This is a genomic window from Allobosea sp. 2RAB26, from assembly GCF_052115465.1.
Classification (GTDB): Bacteria; Pseudomonadota; Alphaproteobacteria; order Rhizobiales; family Beijerinckiaceae; genus Allobosea.
Window position 1 is genome coordinate 370,780 of the sequence record NZ_JBFRGS010000002.1, and the last position, 14,178, is coordinate 384,957.

16 protein-coding genes are annotated in these 14,178 nt (G+C 66.1%); 6 read left to right on the forward strand and 10 right to left on the reverse strand.

Going from position 1 to position 14,178, the window contains the following annotated elements:
- Positions 1–4 precede the first annotated feature (4 nt).
- The 5 genes from AB4118_RS04865 to AB4118_RS04885 form a co-directional block, all read right to left on the reverse strand.
- Positions 5–940, reverse strand: a complete 936-nt coding sequence (locus AB4118_RS04865) for an ABC transporter permease (RefSeq protein ID WP_441488671.1) — start codon at positions 938–940, stop codon at positions 5–7.
- Positions 941–1,010: 70 nt separating this feature from the next.
- Entirely contained in the window at positions 1,011–2,597 is a 1,587-nt protein-coding gene (locus AB4118_RS04870; protein ID WP_441488842.1) for an ABC transporter substrate-binding protein, read from the reverse strand.
- Positions 2,598–2,745: 148 nt separating this feature from the next.
- Positions 2,746–4,410 carry an amidohydrolase gene (locus tag AB4118_RS04875; RefSeq protein WP_441488672.1) on the reverse strand — a complete coding sequence of 555 codons (1,665 nt, stop codon included), beginning with the start codon at positions 4,408–4,410 and terminating at the stop codon, positions 2,746–2,748.
- Between the two features lie 171 nt (positions 4,411–4,581).
- A complete protein-coding gene (locus AB4118_RS04880) occupies positions 4,582–6,069 on the reverse strand; it encodes a M81 family metallopeptidase (RefSeq protein ID WP_441488673.1) in 1,488 nt (495 codons plus the stop codon).
- A gap of 222 nt (positions 6,070–6,291) precedes the next feature.
- On the reverse strand, positions 6,292–7,419 hold the full coding sequence (locus AB4118_RS04885) for a saccharopine dehydrogenase family protein (RefSeq protein ID WP_441488674.1): 1,128 nt from the start codon (positions 7,417–7,419) through the stop codon (positions 6,292–6,294).
- 119 nt (positions 7,420–7,538) lie between these two features.
- Here AB4118_RS04885 and AB4118_RS04890 point away from each other — a divergent pair, with 119 nt between their 5' ends.
- Positions 7,539–7,970, forward strand: a complete 432-nt coding sequence (locus AB4118_RS04890; RefSeq protein WP_113518217.1) for an Lrp/AsnC family transcriptional regulator — start codon at positions 7,539–7,541, stop codon at positions 7,968–7,970.
- Positions 7,971–8,062: 92 nt separating this feature from the next.
- A complete protein-coding gene (locus tag AB4118_RS04895; RefSeq protein ID WP_441488675.1) occupies positions 8,063–8,287 on the forward strand; it encodes a hypothetical protein in 225 nt (74 codons plus the stop codon).
- Between the two features lie 158 nt (positions 8,288–8,445).
- Here AB4118_RS04895 and AB4118_RS04900 read toward each other — a convergent pair whose 3' ends face one another.
- Both AB4118_RS04900 and AB4118_RS04905 read right to left on the reverse strand, forming a co-directional pair.
- Entirely contained in the window at positions 8,446–9,069 is a 624-nt protein-coding gene (locus AB4118_RS04900; protein ID WP_441488676.1) for an alpha/beta hydrolase, read from the reverse strand.
- Positions 9,070–9,151: 82 nt separating this feature from the next.
- Positions 9,152–10,084 (reverse strand): ring-cleaving dioxygenase, encoded by a 933-nt coding sequence (locus AB4118_RS04905; RefSeq protein WP_441488677.1) that lies wholly within the window; start codon positions 10,082–10,084, stop codon positions 9,152–9,154.
- Between the two features lie 196 nt (positions 10,085–10,280).
- Between AB4118_RS04905 and AB4118_RS04910 the strand changes: the two genes are divergently transcribed.
- From AB4118_RS04910 to AB4118_RS04920, 3 genes are all read left to right on the forward strand, one after another.
- On the forward strand, positions 10,281–10,706 hold the full coding sequence (locus AB4118_RS04910) for a DoxX family protein (protein WP_113518213.1): 426 nt from the start codon (positions 10,281–10,283) through the stop codon (positions 10,704–10,706).
- Between the two features lie 211 nt (positions 10,707–10,917).
- A complete protein-coding gene (locus AB4118_RS04915; RefSeq protein WP_441488678.1) occupies positions 10,918–11,850 on the forward strand; it encodes a LysR family transcriptional regulator in 933 nt (310 codons plus the stop codon).
- Between the two features lie 59 nt (positions 11,851–11,909).
- Entirely contained in the window at positions 11,910–12,077 is a 168-nt protein-coding gene (locus AB4118_RS04920) for a hypothetical protein (RefSeq protein WP_176733240.1), read from the forward strand.
- Positions 12,078–12,117: 40 nt separating this feature from the next.
- Here AB4118_RS04920 and sugE read toward each other — a convergent pair whose 3' ends face one another.
- On the reverse strand, positions 12,118–12,432 hold the full coding sequence (sugE, locus tag AB4118_RS04925) for a quaternary ammonium compound efflux SMR transporter SugE (protein ID WP_069876975.1): 315 nt from the start codon (positions 12,430–12,432) through the stop codon (positions 12,118–12,120).
- Between the two features lie 323 nt (positions 12,433–12,755).
- On the opposite strand from sugE, the gene AB4118_RS04930 reads away from it, so the two are divergent.
- Complete coding sequence (locus AB4118_RS04930; RefSeq protein WP_441488679.1) at positions 12,756–13,217, forward strand: translation initiation factor 2; 462 nt, start codon at positions 12,756–12,758, stop codon at positions 13,215–13,217.
- A gap of 35 nt (positions 13,218–13,252) precedes the next feature.
- Here AB4118_RS04930 and AB4118_RS04935 read toward each other — a convergent pair whose 3' ends face one another.
- Entirely contained in the window at positions 13,253–13,831 is a 579-nt protein-coding gene (locus AB4118_RS04935) for a MerR family transcriptional regulator (RefSeq protein ID WP_441488680.1), read from the reverse strand.
- Positions 13,828–14,142 carry an integration host factor subunit alpha gene (locus tag AB4118_RS04940; protein WP_069876977.1) on the reverse strand — a complete coding sequence of 105 codons (315 nt, stop codon included), beginning with the start codon at positions 14,140–14,142 and terminating at the stop codon, positions 13,828–13,830. The genes AB4118_RS04935 and AB4118_RS04940 overlap by 4 nt, the downstream gene beginning before the upstream one ends.
- Positions 14,143–14,178: the final 36 nt, after the last annotated feature.

Here is a 14,178-nt window from a genome sequence, read left to right on the forward strand (position 1 = left end):
ACCCTCAGGTGTATCTGATGCGGGGGTCGATGATCGCGGCGAGAACGTCCACGAGCATGTTGACCAGCAGGAAGAACAGCACGATCACCAGGATGCAGCCCTGCACCACCGGGATATCGCGCAGCGAGACGCTGTCGACGAGCAGCGAGCCGAGGCCCGGCCAGGCGAAGAGCTTTTCGACCACGACGGCCTGGCCGATCACCGAGCCGAACTGCAGGCCGACCGTGGTGAGCACGATGACGAGCGCATTGCGCGCCAGGTGCCATTGCACGACGCGGCGCTCGCTCATGCCCTTGGACCGGGCGGTGCGGACGAAATCGGCGTTCATGATCTCGAGCACGGAGGCGCGCGTGGTGCGCGCCAGCAGGGCGAGCGGCGCGACGCCAAGAGCGATCGAGGGCAGGATCAGGTTCTTCAGCGCGCCGTCGCCATAGCCGAAGCTCGGCAGCCAGCCCAAGGTCAGCGCGAAGAGATACATCAGCATCAGGCCGAGCCAGAATTTCGGCAGGGAGAGGCCGGAGACGGCCGCCACCATCGAGACCATGTCGATCCAGCTGCCCGGCCGCAGCGCCGCCAGGAAGCCTAAGGGGACGCCGATCGCGATTGCAAACAGCATCGAGGCGAAGGCGAGTTGGAGCGTCGGCCAGAGACGTTCGGCAATCAGGTGCCAGACCGGCTGGCGGGTGCGGAACGAGGTGCCGAGATCGAGCGTCACCAATTGCCCGATATATTTCACGAACCGCGTCGCGACGGGCTGGTCGAGCCCGAACTGCTGGTTCATGCGGGCGACGGCTTCCGCGTCCATGACGGTGCGCCCGTCAGCCATCTGGCTGGAGGCGAAGCTGCCCGGAATGACGCTGAACAGCAGGAAGATCAGCGCCGCGACAGCGAGCAGAATCGGGATCGCCTGCAGCAGGCGCCGAAAGACATAAGACAGCATGCAGAACTCCTGGCCACGGACGCCCGGCAGCGAAGGCCGCCGGGCGTCGGGCTTGGATGCGCTCTAGAGATTACTTCGCGGCCGGGGACGACGCGTCGACCCAGAGATCCTCGTAGTACTGCAGAGCGAGTTCCGTCGCGTTGGGCTGCAGGCCCTTCAGCCAGGGCTGATAGGCCATGACCGCCTTGTTGTAGTTGAAGAACCAGACCGGGGCGTCTTCATAGACGATGCCGTTCGCCTTCTTCAGCAGGTCGATGCGCTTGGCCACATCGTCCGTCGCGCCGGCTTCCTCGATCAGCTTGTCGACGGCCGGGTTCTTGTAGGTGGTGTAGTTGCAGGCGCTCTGGGGCGTCTGCGAGTAGAAGCACTTCATCTGGGTCAGCGGATCGGGACCAGAAGTGTTCGACCAGATATAGGCCTGGAAATCCCCCTTCGAGACGATGCCGCCGAGCGCCGAGCCTTCGACCGGCTTGATCTTCACCTTGACGCCGACCTTGGCCAGCATCGGGATCACGGCCTCGACGATCGGAACGCCCCAGCTCTCGTTCGGGCTGGCAGTCCACTCGAACTCGAAGCCATCGGGATAACCGGCCTCGGTCAGGAGCTTCTTCGCCTTCTCGGGATTGAAGTCGTAGGGCTTCATGTCCTTGTCATAGGCCGGCGAGGAGAGCGGCAGCCAGCCGGTGGCGCGATAGGCCTTGTCACGGACGAGGCGCTTGATGATCAGGTCGGCGTCGATCGCATGGTTGATCGCCTGGCGCACGCGCTTGTCGGAGAAGGGCTTGAAGTTCGGGTTCATGCCCATGTTGCGGGTGAAGACTTCCGCGACCTCGAGGATGCCCTTCTTCAGGTTCGGATCGGCCTGGTAGGCGACATATTGCGTCGGCCCCAGGATGGAGACGTCGATCTCCTTGTTGCGGAAGGCGATGTCGCGGGCAGCCGCCTCACCCATCGGCGAGATCACGACCTTGTCGGCATAGGGCTTGCCGGCCTGGTAGAACTTCTCCCAGCGCTCCAGCACCATGCGCGAGCCCGGAACATGCTCGACGAACTTGAACGGGCCAAGGCCGATCGGCTTGTTGAAGAAGTCAGGCTCCTGCGCTTCCTTGGCCGGGTAGATCGAGGTCGTGGCTGTCCGGAACAGGAAGCCGGGATCGGCCTTCTCGATCAGCGTGATCTCGAGCGTGAAATCATCGATCTTCTTCAGGCCCGAGATTTCCTTGGCCTCGCCCTTCTGGAACTCCTGGGCGCCCTTGACCCGCCGGACATAGGCCGCGCCGGGATAGTTCTTCGTGGGGTCCATCAGCCGGGTGTAGGTCCAGATGAGGTCGTCAGCCGTCATCTTGCGGCCGTTATGGAAGAGCGCGTCGTCGCGCAGCTTGAAGGTGTGGACCGTGCCATCGGCGGAGGCGGTCACGCTCTTGGCGAGCTCCAGCACCGGCTTGTTGTTGGTCGAGTCCCACTTGTAGAGCGCGCGGTGCAGCGCGTTGCCGTAGATCTCGTCCTGGATCTGGTTCGAGACATGGCTGTCATTGCTGACGAAGGATGCGGCATAGGGCGCCGTGAAGCGGATCGTGCCGCCGCGGCGCGGTTCCTGCGCCTGGGCCGAGAACGCCATCGTCAGCGTCAGGGCAGTGGTCAAAGCCAGTCGTTTCAACACGTCAAATCCTCCCAAATTTCCCGTTGATTTTTTTGGTGGCGCCCCCCTTTTCAAGGGCGGCGCCGGTCAGTCCCGTACGGAACCTTACTTGGTTTTTCCGGTCTGTCTCCGTCGTCTAGCCGGCTGTCCCCGAGCAATTATCCGGTCAGGCATTCTGCGCAGCGCGGTCGAACACGACCTTGCCGTTCAGGATGGTGAGATCGCAGCGCGTGTCCTTCAGGATCTCTTCGGGCGCTGCGGTCAAAAGGTTGCGTGAGAACACGGCAACGTCGGCGAGATAGCCCGGCACGAGCCGGCCCTTCACGGCCTCCTGCTTCTGCGAGAAGGCGCCGAATTCGGTATAGGCCTGCAGCGCCTCGTCGATCGAGACGCACTGGGCCTCATCCATCACCGTGCCGCGCCAGGTCTTGCGGGTCAGCATGGTGTAGAAGTTCGGGAACGGATTGGGGTCGCAGACCGGCGCGTCGCTGCCCGTCGCCGGCTTCAGGCCGAGATCGAACCAGGTCCGCAAGGGGTAGCTCGACAGCGCCCGCTCCGGCCCGAGCACCTTCACATAGGCATCGCCGAAATCGTAGATGAAGACCTGCTGCGGGCAGGGATAGATGCCGGCCGCGACCATGCGCTCATGCTGCTCGGGCGTCGAGAAGCCGCAATGCTCGATGCGGTGGCGGCGGTCCGGATCGGGATGGGCGGCAAGCGCCTTCTCATAGGCCGTGATCAGCTGCTCGATCGCCGCATCGCCAATGGCGTGGCAGGCGAGCTGGTAGCCCTTCACATGGGCGTCCATGACCTGGCGCTCGACATCGGCGTTCGAGCACATCTGCACGCCGGTGGTCTTGTCCTCGCCGAGATAGGGCGCGTTCATCCAGGCGGTGCGGCCGCCGGCCGAGCCGTCGAGGAAGAGCTTGACCGCGCCGACCATCAGCATGTCGTCGCCGGTGCCGGAGATCAGCCCGGCCTCGTAGCATTGCGGCACGACCGAGCGGCCTTCGTCGCCGAGCAGGGTCAGCCAGGTCCGCACCGGCAGGCGGCCGTCGCGCTTGGCGCGGTGATAGGCCGAAATCTCGCCGAAGGCGCCGCGCTGGCCGACCGCCGCATCCATGCAGCTGGTGATGCCGAGCGAGAGCAGGTAATTGCCGCCGCGTTCGATGCCGGTGACGAGGTCTTCCTCGGTCGGGCGCGGGATCGCGGCCCAGACCGGCGCGCGGGCGTTTTCCGCCAGCATGCCGGTGAGCCGACCGTTCTGCTGTTCGATCAGGCCGCCGGGCGGGGTCGGCGAGGCCTCGTCGATGCCCGCGAGCTCCAGCGCCATCGAATTGCAGATCGAGACATGGCCGCAGGTCCGGATCAGCATGACCGGATTGTTCGGCGCGGCGCGGTCGAGTTCCTCGCGATAGGGATGCCGGCCGGTATCGAGCTTGGTCTGGTCGTAGCCGCGCGACAGGATCCAGTCGCCGGGCTTGGTGCCGGCGGCACGCTTGGCGATGGCATCGAGCAGGGAGGCAAGATCGGGCGCGACCGCCGGGCGGGCATCGACCCAGTCCATGGTCATGCCGAGCGAGACGAGATGCAGGTGGGAATCGTTCAGGCCGGGCGTGGCGAGCCGGCCCTCGAGATCGATCACCTTGGTCCCGGGGCCGATCAAGGCGGCGATCTCGGCATCGCTGCCGGTGGCGAGCACCCTGCCCTGCCAGATCGCCAGGGCCTCGACGATGCCGTCCTCGCGGCCGCACCAGATCGGGCCGTTCCTGAGGACGAGATCGGCCTGCGGCCGGGCGCGGTGAGCCGGGGTTTGAGCGGAGAGCGTCATGGAAACTCCGAATTCATGTCAGGGCTTTAGTCCGAACGTCACGCCGGAGGCCAAAGCCCCCGGCTCGATCATCGGACCGGATTTCCTATCCGGTTCGATGATCTAACCTTCTGTGTTCGCATCGGTTTTCCCGAAAACCGCAATCCACTTTTCGGGCCGATGCTTTAGGCGCTAGATGTCGTCGAGCGGGAAGATCGGCCGGCGAACGCTCTTGTAGGGGCGCTCCTTGAAATTGCGCGTCGCCAGCGCGCCGGTATCGACCTCGACCACTTCGCGGGCGATCGGCTCGAAGGCGGCCCGGAAATGCTGCATCGACTTGACGATCACCGTCGATTTCCGCGTCGGGTCGACGCCGAGCGAGGTGAACTGCGCGAGGTCGGTCGCCTGGCCGTTATGGGTGATGATGATGAGCTCGACGCCGCCGATGCGCAGCATGACGCTGAGCCCGTAGCTGCGCCAGGCACCGCCGCCCATCGGGCCATAAGCGATGAAATGGCCGTCGGTGATCGAGACGACCCGGCCGGTGACCTCGAGCGGGCCGCCGCCCATGTTCGGATCGACCTTGCCGCCGAGCATCAGCGTCACGGTGTTGCCGACGCCGGCAGCCTGCGCCTGCAGCGCAGCCTCGCCGTCGCAGATCGCGTGGAAAGCGACATTCTCCAGGCCGGTGGCCAGGACCGCGCGCAGCAGGTTCGTGGCGTCGCCATAGGCGCCGGCGCCGGGATTGTCGGAATAATCGGAGATCACCAGCGGCTTGCCGGCCTTACCCTCGCCGTTCTGGCCCTCACCATTCTTCGCCTTCACCATGGCCTCGGCCACGGGCGTGAAATGGATCGAGGAGAAATGCCGCTGCTCCCAGGCATAATCCATCAGCTCTTCGGCGATGGCCTGGGCCTTGTTGCGGTCATTGGCGGTGACGACGACGGAGGGGCCGATATCGTGGACGTCGGCCGAGGAGAAGCCGGCCTGGACGCTGACGACCAGCGCCTCGCCCTTCGCCTCGAGCTCGTCGCCGCGGCGCAGCAGCTCCTTGAACGGGGGCGAGGTCGTGCGCCCGCCATCGAGAGCGTAGAGGATGGGCCGGCGGGCAACGGCGGCGGTCGGCGTGATCTCGCCATCCATCGCCTTCTGCAGCAGCTCGGCCGCCTGCCAGGTCCGCTCATATTGGTCGATATGCGGATAGGTCCGGTAGGAGATCAGCGCATTGGCGCTGTCGGCCATCAGCTCTGTCAGCGTCGCGTGCAGATCGAGCACCGCGACGACCGGAACGGAGGGGCCGACCTTGGCGCGGATGCGGGAGAGCAGCTCGCCCTCGCCGTCATCGGAGCTTTCCGTCGCCATGGCGCCGTGGAGATGCAGCAGCACACCGTCGACGCCGGCACAGGCCGCGACGATCTTGCCTGCGCATAGCTCGAAGGCCGCATCGGTGACGCGGCCTGAAGGGTTGGCATGGGCGACGATGGGGTGGGTCAGGCTCCAGCCGAACTTCTCGGCCGCCTCGAAGGCTGCGCCGAGCGATGTCCGCGTGCCGCTGAAAGCCGGGGGAATCTCGTTGTCGAGATAGAGGCCGGCGTTGCGAAAGACCTCTTCTCCGGTGAGCTGAACACTGAATGTGTTCGTCTCATGCATGAACTCTGCGACCAGAACGCGTCGTGCCATAATCCTCGTGTCCCTCCCGGACCCTTTTCGACTCTTTTTAACGGTCGTTCGGGTCTATGCCAGATGTGTATACAGCATGCGCTCCCTGCGTGGAGCGCCTGCCGTTCGTCGCAAGCGCGGCCTTAGGCCGCGCTGCGTCTGGACGAAATCGCCCAGACGCAGAAAACGTGATCGAACCTCATAGTCATGCGAAAAACCGGTGCCGCTTCTTCGCAGGATGCTCTAGGCCGCGCGGCTGCGCTCGATTTCGCCCTTGCCCGGGGTGCCGTCCTCGGCCCGCGCATAGGCCTTGCCGAAGCGGTTGGCGAGGAAGGAATCGAGCGTGATCTCTTCCTGGCGGACAAATCCCTGCTGCGGCAGCTTGCCCTGCGCCAGCATGTCCAGCACCGCGCAGATGCCCGAAGCGGTGGTGATCTGGATGGCGCTGCGCGTCACGCCGCCGACGGTCGCGCTGTAGACCTTGTTGGCATAGGTCTGCTGCAGCAGGCGGCCATCTTTCATGCCGCTGACGGTGACGAAGATCACCACGACGTCCTGCAGGGTGCTCGGCAGGGCGTTCTCGAAGATGTCCTTCAGCACGTCGCGGCGATCGGCCAGGCGCAGGTCCTGGAGCAGCGCCTTCATGATCGCGCAATGGCCGGGATAGCGAATCGTGCGGTAGTTCAGCGTCCGGACCTTGCCGGCCAGCGTCTCGCAGAGCGTGCCGAGGCCGCCAGAGGTGTTGAACGCCTCATAGGTGACGCCGTCGAGCGAGAATTCCTCGCGCTCTTCCATCGCCGGGACGAGGGTCAGCTCGCCGTTGACGACCGCTTCGCAGGGTTCGCAATACTCGTTGATGACCCCGTCCGTGCTCCAGGTCAGGTTGTAGTTGAGCGCATTGGAGGGGTATTGCGGCAGGGCGCCGACGCGCAGCCTGAGGCTGTCGAGCGTGTCGAAATCACGCGCCAGATCGGCGGCGACGATCGAGATGAAGCCCGGCGCCAGGCCGCATTGCGGAATGAGGGCTGCCTTCGCCGTCTTGGCGAGTTCCTTGACGCGCCTCGTGCTGGCGACATCCTCGGTCAGGTCGAGATAGTGGACGCCAAGCGGGGCCGCGACTTCGGCGATCCGCGTCGTCAGATCGAAGGGGGCTGCGCTCAGCACGGCGAAACGGCCTTCGAGCAGGGCGGTCAGCGCCTCCTTGTCGGCGATATCGACCTTGCGGGTCGAAACCGTGGCGCTGGTGCGGATGCCGGCGAGTTGCGCCTCGGAGCGGTCGGCGACCGTGACGCGGTAATCCCCGCTGCTGCCGAGCATGTCGGCGATGGTCTGGCCGATCTTACCCGCGCCAATAACGACGATTTCCTTCATTGTGGCGCTCCGTGCGTTCGTTGATGTCCTATGCTGGCTGACGATTTCGTCGAATAGAAGCGACCATCACGACGATTCATATGGGATTTTACGGCGATCTGCCGTAAGTACTCAGCATTATGCCGATCGACCGCACAGACAGACAGCTCCTCATCCTGCTGACCGAGAACGCCCGGGCGCCGGTGGCCGAGCTCGGCCGCCAGCTCGGCCTCTCGCGCACCACGGTGCAAAGCCGGATCGAGCGGCTGGAACGCCGCGGCGTCATCACCGGCTACACCGCGCGGCTCTCCGACGAGCATGAGCGCGGGCAGGTCAAGGCCCATGTCCTGATCACCGCACTGACCAAGCTCGCTCCCAAGGTCGAGGCGGAACTGCGCCGCATTCCGGAGGTCCGGACCCTGCACTCGGTCAGCGGTCATTTCGACATGATCGCGATCGTGATCGCGCCGTCGATCGGCGAGCTCGACGAGCTGATCGACCGGATCGGCGCGCTCGACGGTGTCGAGCGGACGATGTCGTCGATCATTCTCTCGACCCGCGTCGAGCGCTGAGCCCTCGCCTGCTCCCGGCAATCGCGCGCTCGTATCCCGCCACAATCGGGCGTACACTCACGGCCAGGGGAAAACTGCGGTGGGAGAAGAAGATGGCAGGTGACGACCGTCGGCCACGCGTCTGGCATGACGTACACAGCGTGCAGGAGGCCCCGCGCGAAAGGCAGAAGGCCAGCGGGCGAATCGCAGCCGAAGAGGCTGCGGCACGCAAGAAGATCGAGGCCTTGCGGGCGCAGCGGCTGGCGAAGGAAGCAACTGAGCCTCCGCCCGAGCCCAAGCCGGCTGCACGCAGCAAGCCAAAGGCGACAGCGCCCTAGGACTGCCCCGAACGGCAGCGGGGCCGTCATCCGGACGCCCGGAAGTTACGAGATTCGACCCCGGATCCACCGAACGCCGCAGGGCGTTGCGATGGATCCGGGGTTTTTGTTTGTGCCGGAACGGCGCCCCCAATGCGGTGCGCCGATTCGTGGGGCGTTCAGGCCTGGTCGAGCCAGGCGGTGAGCAGCCCGATATCGGCCTGCGACAGGCCGTGGCCTGCCGGCAGGATGCGGTGCTCGACCGTCGCACCATTGCCCGACAGGGTCGCGGCAAGCCTGCCGGCGTCGGCGGCCGGAATGATCGGGTCCTGCGCTCCCGACAGCATCAGCACGCGCTTGCCGGTGAGATCGGCCTGCGGCGGCTCCTTGAAGGGCGACATCGCCCGCAGCAGCGCCGCCCCGGCCAGCACCTCTGGGCGCAGCAACAGCAGGCTCGCCGCGATATTCGCCCCGTTCGAGAAGCCGACGGCAATCGGCGCGGCAAGATCATAACGCCGGCGCGCATCCTCGATGAAATCCGCCAGCTCATGGGTGCGGCGGCGCAGATCGGCCTCGTCGAAGACGCCTTCGGCGAGCCTGCGGAAGAAACGGGGCATGGTGCCTTCCAGCACCTGGCCGCGCGGCGAGAGCAAGGCGGCGCCGGGCGCGACCATGCGACCGAGCGGCAGCAGGTCATGCTCGTTGCCGCCGGTGCCATGGAGCAGCAGCAGGGGCTTGCGGGCGGTATCGCTGCCCGGCTCGAGGGCATGGATGAAGGGTGTGGTCGCGACGGCGTCCAGCATGGGGTCACTCCTCAATAACGGCAGGGAACGGCCCTGCCCCGTCAGCGCGATGAGGCAGGGCGTCTTGTTTGGTCAGGTCTCGTCAGGCGAGTTCCGGCAGCACGGCCTCGATGCGGCTGCGCTGTGCCTCGTATTGCGGCGGCAGTTTCAGCGCCTGGCCGAGGCTGTCGCTCGCCTCGTCGATGCCGAAGCCCGGCACGTCGGTGGCGATCTCGAACAGGACCCGGCCGGGCTCGCGGAAATAGACGGAGCGGAAATAGTTCCGGTCGCGCTGTTCCGTGGCGCGGATGCCATGGTTCTCCTTGAGGCGGCGCACCATCGCTTCCTGCTCGGCATCACCCGCCGCCCGGAAGGCGATATGGTGCACCGAGCCGGCGCCCTGGCGTGCCGGCAGGAAGCCGCCGGCGGTGCGCAGGTCGACAATCCCGCCGCATGCCGCGCCCTCAGTCCGGAAGCGGGTCACGCTGCCTTCCCTCGCGATCTCGGCAAAGCCGAAGATGTCACTGAGGATCGCACCGGTCGGCGCCGCATCCTCGAGCAGCAGGCTGACGGAGTGGAAGCCGCGGATCGCATGCTCGGCCGGAATCGCGCCGCCCGTCCAGGCCGGCTCGGCGGCAATGCCGGGCAGGCCGATCAGGGCAAGCCGCATCCCGTCCGGATCGCGGAAGGGCAGCACGGTTTCGCCGAAGCGCTTCTGCGGCGCCTCATGGGCGACGCCAAGCTCGACGAAGCGATGCGTCCAGTAACCGATCGCCCCCTCCGGTACGCGGAAGGCGGTTTCCTGGGTCTCGCCGACGCCGAGCCGGCCCGGAGCCGCATGCTCCCAGGGAAAGAAGGTCAGGATCGTGCCGGGCGAGCCGCCCTCGTCGCCGTAGTAGAGATGATAGCTGCTCGGATCGTCGAAATTGACGGTCTTCTTGACCAGGCGCAGCCCCAGCACGCGTCCGTAGAAATCAAGGTTGCGGCGCGCCGGGCCGGAAATGGCGGTGACATGGTGGATGCCGTTGATCTGCATGGCCTGACCTCCGAAAGGGCTTGAGGCGGGGCGCCTCGTTCCGGCCAAAGATCGGAGTGCGGCAGGCAAAGCGCCAGCGCGATATCATTGCATAGAAGCAATGAATATCTTGGCATCTAACAATTTGCATTGCGCCGGAGAGAGGGCATTTTCGGTGCCGAGACCAACCCGGTCCCCTGCTTCTGGAGATGCAATCATGATCGACAATCGCCTCGCCCCCTACGGCGCCCTCGGCCTGCGTGTCGCGCTCGGCCTGATGTTCATCGCCCATGCCTATCTCAAGCTCGCCGTGTTCACTCCCGCAGGTTTCGCCGGCTTTCTGGGCCAGGTCGGCTTGCCCGGCTTCCTCGCCTGGCCGATCATCCTGGCCGAGTTCATTGGCGGCGTCGCCATCCTGACCGGCTTCTACGGCCGTCTCGTCTCGCTGGCGCTGCTGCCGGTCCTGCTGGGTGCCCTGATGGTGCATGCTCCGAATGGCTGGCTCTTCACCGCTGCCAATGGCGGCTGGGAATATCCCGCCTTCCTGGCGCTGACGGCGCTGGCCCACGGCCTGATCGGCGACGGCGCGCTGGCGCTGCGCCCGGTGCGGTTCAGCCCACGCGCTGCGGTCGCCACCGCCTGAGCGCAGTCGACTATCGGTGAGCGCGGCCCAAGGGCCCGCGCCACGCCTTTCCGATCGCCGCCGCATGGCTTACAGCATCCGACCGGGCATCCGGCCGGATGCTGTAGCGCATTGTTCTTGCATCGGCTTCTTCCGAAAACCGGTATCCAATTCCCCGGGCCGATGCTCTGGCGCCATGACCGCGGCGGACGCATGAAAGGACGAAAAGCGGATGAGCGGCACGAGCAAGACCCTCGCCTGGGACGATTTCCGGCTGATCAAGGCGATCGCCGAAGCCCGCGCCCTGCCGGCCGCCGCCAGCCTGATCGGCCTGAACCATTCCACGGTGTTCCGCCGCCTCGGCCAGATCGAGGACGGGCTCGGCCTGAAACTGTTCGAGCGGCACCGCAGCGGCTATGTGCCGACGCCCGCCGGCGAGGAGATGGTGCAGCTCGCCGGGCGGCTGGACGAGGACATCACCGCCTTCACCCGCAAACTCGCCGGGCAGGAAATCCAGCCCGCTGGCGAATTGCGCGTCACCACCAACGACACGCTGCTGGTCGACCTGCTGACCCCGGTCTTCGCCGCCTTCCTGCAGCAATGCCCCGAGATCCGCCTCGACATCCTGCTCAGCAACCAGGCGCTCAACCTTTCCAAGCGCGACGCCGATGTCGCGATCAGGGCGACCGATAATCCGCCCGAGACCCTGGTCGGCCGGCGCGGCGCCCGCATCGCCTGGGCGCTCTACGGGCTGGCGAGCCGTTTCCCGCCCGATGCCGATACCAGCATGGAGACGCTCCGGGACCAGAACTGGATTTCGCTCGGCGACCAGTTCGCCTGGCTGAAGGCCGTCCGCTTCCTGCAGGATTACGTGCCGCCGGAGCGCATCGTCTACAAGGTCAACACGGTGCTCGGCCTGGCCGAGGCCGTCGAGGCGGGCATCGGCATCGGCTTCCTGCCCTGCTTCATTGCCGACACCAAGCCGGCCCTCGTCCGCCTGGCGGCGCCCGATCCCGAATTCGCGGCCGATCTCTGGCTCTTGACCCATCCCGATCTCAGGCACTCGCCGCGCGTGCGGCTGTTCCTCGATTTCATGGCGGCCGAGATCGGCCGGATGAAGCCGCTGATCGAAGGCGAGCGGGCCGTCGCGGCGCGCGGCGGCTGAGCCGCGTTCAGGAGCACAGTCGGGTTCCCTTACGGCGCAGCCGGCGCTAGGCTCTCGTCATGGAGATGCTTATCCCCCTCGCGATCGGGCTCAGCCTGATCTGGCTGATCGGCCGCGGCGCGCCCTGGAACGCCAAGCTGATCACATTGGCGATCACCCTCGCCGTGGTCCTGCTGATCGTGCTGCTCGAAAGAAGCGGCAACTGGCCTGACGCCTTCCGCAGATGACACCGGTCGGACGGTGACGCTGGCCAGAACGTGACGCTGGTCAGGAGACCAGCTTCAGCCCGACGATCCCTGCCACGATGAGCGAGATGCAGGCAAGCCGCAGGGCGCCTGCCGGCTCGCCGAGCAGCACGATGCCGAGCGCCGCCGTCCCGATCGTGCCGATGCCCGTCCAGACCGCATAGGCTGTGCCGACCGGCAGCGTCTTCAGCGCCAGACCGAGCAGGCCGAGGCTGACGACCATGCTGGCGAGCGTCAGCAGGGTCGGAACGAGGCGGGTGAAGCCCTGCGTGTATTTGAGGCCGATCGCCCAGCCGACCTCGAACAGGCCTGCGACGAAGAGATAGAGCCAGGCCATGGCAGCGCGCTCCGCATGAGAAGGGACCAGTCGGCACAAGGCGAGGTCGTCCGCGCCCCGGGACGCGGCAGGAGACGCCGCCCTTAGCCCAAACTAGGCCGCGCCTCTGCCGGTTGGGAAGGAGCGCGCCACCGCCGACCCTTGCGCGGCTCTCATGGCCAGCTCCTTCGCGGGAGCCCGACAGACATACCCCTACGTTAGTCTTGTGGATAATGCGCGTGCCGGCCCCTGGCGTCCCGCTCGCGGCATGGCGCCCCGTTCGGGCGCTGAATACGGGCATTGCACCGGCATTGCCGGTGGGGGCAACAAGGGGCCAAGCAAAGATGAATCTGGGGAAATGCGTGGGCTTGATTGCGGTCGCCGCGGCGTTGGGCGGCTGCGCCACCGTCACACGAGGTACGACAAGCCAGGTTACGATCGACAGCATTCCGCCGGGCGCGGACGCGCGCACCTCGACCGGGCATAGCTGCCCCTCGACGCCCTGCACGATCGAGGTCAGCCGCAAATCGGAGTTCACGGTCAGCTACAGCAAGCCCGGCTTCCACGACGCCCAGGTTCCGGTCGCGACCCGGGTCGCCGGGGCCGGGGCTGCCGGTTTCGCTGGAAACGTCATCGTCGGAGGCATCGTCGGAATGGGCGTCGACGCCGCGACGGGCTCGACGCTGGAGCACTATCCCAATCCCGTCGTCGCCACGCTGGTGCCGACCTCGAGGATCGAAAGCCGCACGCGCAGCTCGCGCTTCAGCCGCCGCCTGCGCGCGGCACGAGCCACGCCGGTTTCCTGATCTCTGGGAAGACAGCCAATCGCGATGCGGGCCTCTCAGCCCGCGTCGCCGCCGAGCTCCGGCTGCAGCACGCCGCGCAGGACGCGCTGGCATTCCGTCATTTCGACGAGCGCGGCTCTCAGCAGGACAAGATCCTCGCCGAACTCGGCCCGGTGATCGGGCTCCTCCGGCTGCGCCGGCTCCATATCGAGCTGCCAGGGCAATTCATCGTCGGAGCCTTCTGGTGCGTTCGCCGGCGCGGGCCGACGCGGCGCCGGCACGGGTGCGGCAACCGCGGCGGGAGCCTGCCCGCCGATCGGCCCGCCCCGGCCAATGGCCTGGACATGGCGCGGCCCCTGATCCTTCAGGATCCGCTGCAAGCCCTTGATGGTATAGCCCTCGCCGTAAAGCAGCCGGCGAATGCCCTTCAGGAGGGCGACATCGTCCGGCCGATAATAGCGCCGGCCGCCACCGCGCTTGAGCGGCTTGATCTGGGTAAAGCGCGTTTCCCAGAAACGCAGGACATGCTGGGGGATGTCGAGGTCGTCTGCGACCTCGCTGATTGTCCGGAAGGCATCTGGGCTCTTGGTGTCCAATTCGGCCTCTACGTTGCCGGTGTGGAACTCCAGACTCACTCCTCGTCGCCCTCGCCCGCCTGCCCGTTGATGCGCGCCTTCATCACATTCGAAGGCTTGAACACCATCACGCGACGCGGCTCGATGGGGACCTCAACGCCCGTTTTCGGATTACGCCCGATTCGCTCGCCTTTGTCTCGCACGACGAACGAGCCAAAGGACGATAATTTCACATTCTCGCCGCGCGCGACCGCATCGCAGATCTCGTCGAGCACCGCTTCGACAAGTTTCGACGACTCTGTCCGCGACAGACCGATCTTCTGATACACAGCCTCGCACAAATCGGCGCGAGTGACCGTTTGCCCCGCCATTCATAGCCTCCAAGGCGTTCATGGGCCGGTGACCTC

What these genes read in the sequence shown, in the direction of transcription:
- AB4118_RS04900 (WP_441488676.1), bottom strand. Translation starts at nt 9,069, where the DNA reads ATGCTGGACGCCGTCGCGACCACACCCTTCATCCATGCCCTCGAGCCG.
- AB4118_RS04880 (WP_441488673.1), bottom strand. Translation starts at nt 6,069, where the DNA reads ATGGCACGACGCGTTCTGGTCGCAGAGTTCATGCATGAGACGAACACA.
- AB4118_RS04890 (WP_113518217.1), top strand. Translation starts at nt 7,539, where the DNA reads ATGCCGATCGACCGCACAGACAGACAGCTCCTCATCCTGCTGACCGAG.
- AB4118_RS04920 (WP_176733240.1), top strand. Translation starts at nt 11,910, where the DNA reads ATGGAGATGCTTATCCCCCTCGCGATCGGGCTCAGCCTGATCTGGCTG.
- AB4118_RS04910 (WP_113518213.1), top strand. Translation starts at nt 10,281, where the DNA reads ATGATCGACAATCGCCTCGCCCCCTACGGCGCCCTCGGCCTGCGTGTC.
- AB4118_RS04885 (WP_441488674.1), bottom strand. Translation starts at nt 7,419, where the DNA reads ATGAAGGAAATCGTCGTTATTGGCGCGGGTAAGATCGGCCAGACCATC.
- AB4118_RS04930 (WP_441488679.1), top strand. Translation starts at nt 12,756, where the DNA reads ATGAATCTGGGGAAATGCGTGGGCTTGATTGCGGTCGCCGCGGCGTTG.
- AB4118_RS04915 (WP_441488678.1), top strand. Translation starts at nt 10,918, where the DNA reads ATGAGCGGCACGAGCAAGACCCTCGCCTGGGACGATTTCCGGCTGATC.
- AB4118_RS04875 (WP_441488672.1), bottom strand. Translation starts at nt 4,410, where the DNA reads ATGACGCTCTCCGCTCAAACCCCGGCTCACCGCGCCCGGCCGCAGGCC.
- AB4118_RS04940 (WP_069876977.1), bottom strand. Translation starts at nt 14,142, where the DNA reads ATGGCGGGGCAAACGGTCACTCGCGCCGATTTGTGCGAGGCTGTGTAT.
- AB4118_RS04865 (WP_441488671.1), bottom strand. Translation starts at nt 940, where the DNA reads ATGCTGTCTTATGTCTTTCGGCGCCTGCTGCAGGCGATCCCGATTCTG.
- AB4118_RS04905 (WP_441488677.1), bottom strand. Translation starts at nt 10,084, where the DNA reads ATGCAGATCAACGGCATCCACCATGTCACCGCCATTTCCGGCCCGGCG.
- AB4118_RS04895 (WP_441488675.1), top strand. Translation starts at nt 8,063, where the DNA reads ATGGCAGGTGACGACCGTCGGCCACGCGTCTGGCATGACGTACACAGC.
- sugE (WP_069876975.1), bottom strand. Translation starts at nt 12,432, where the DNA reads ATGGCCTGGCTCTATCTCTTCGTCGCAGGCCTGTTCGAGGTCGGCTGG.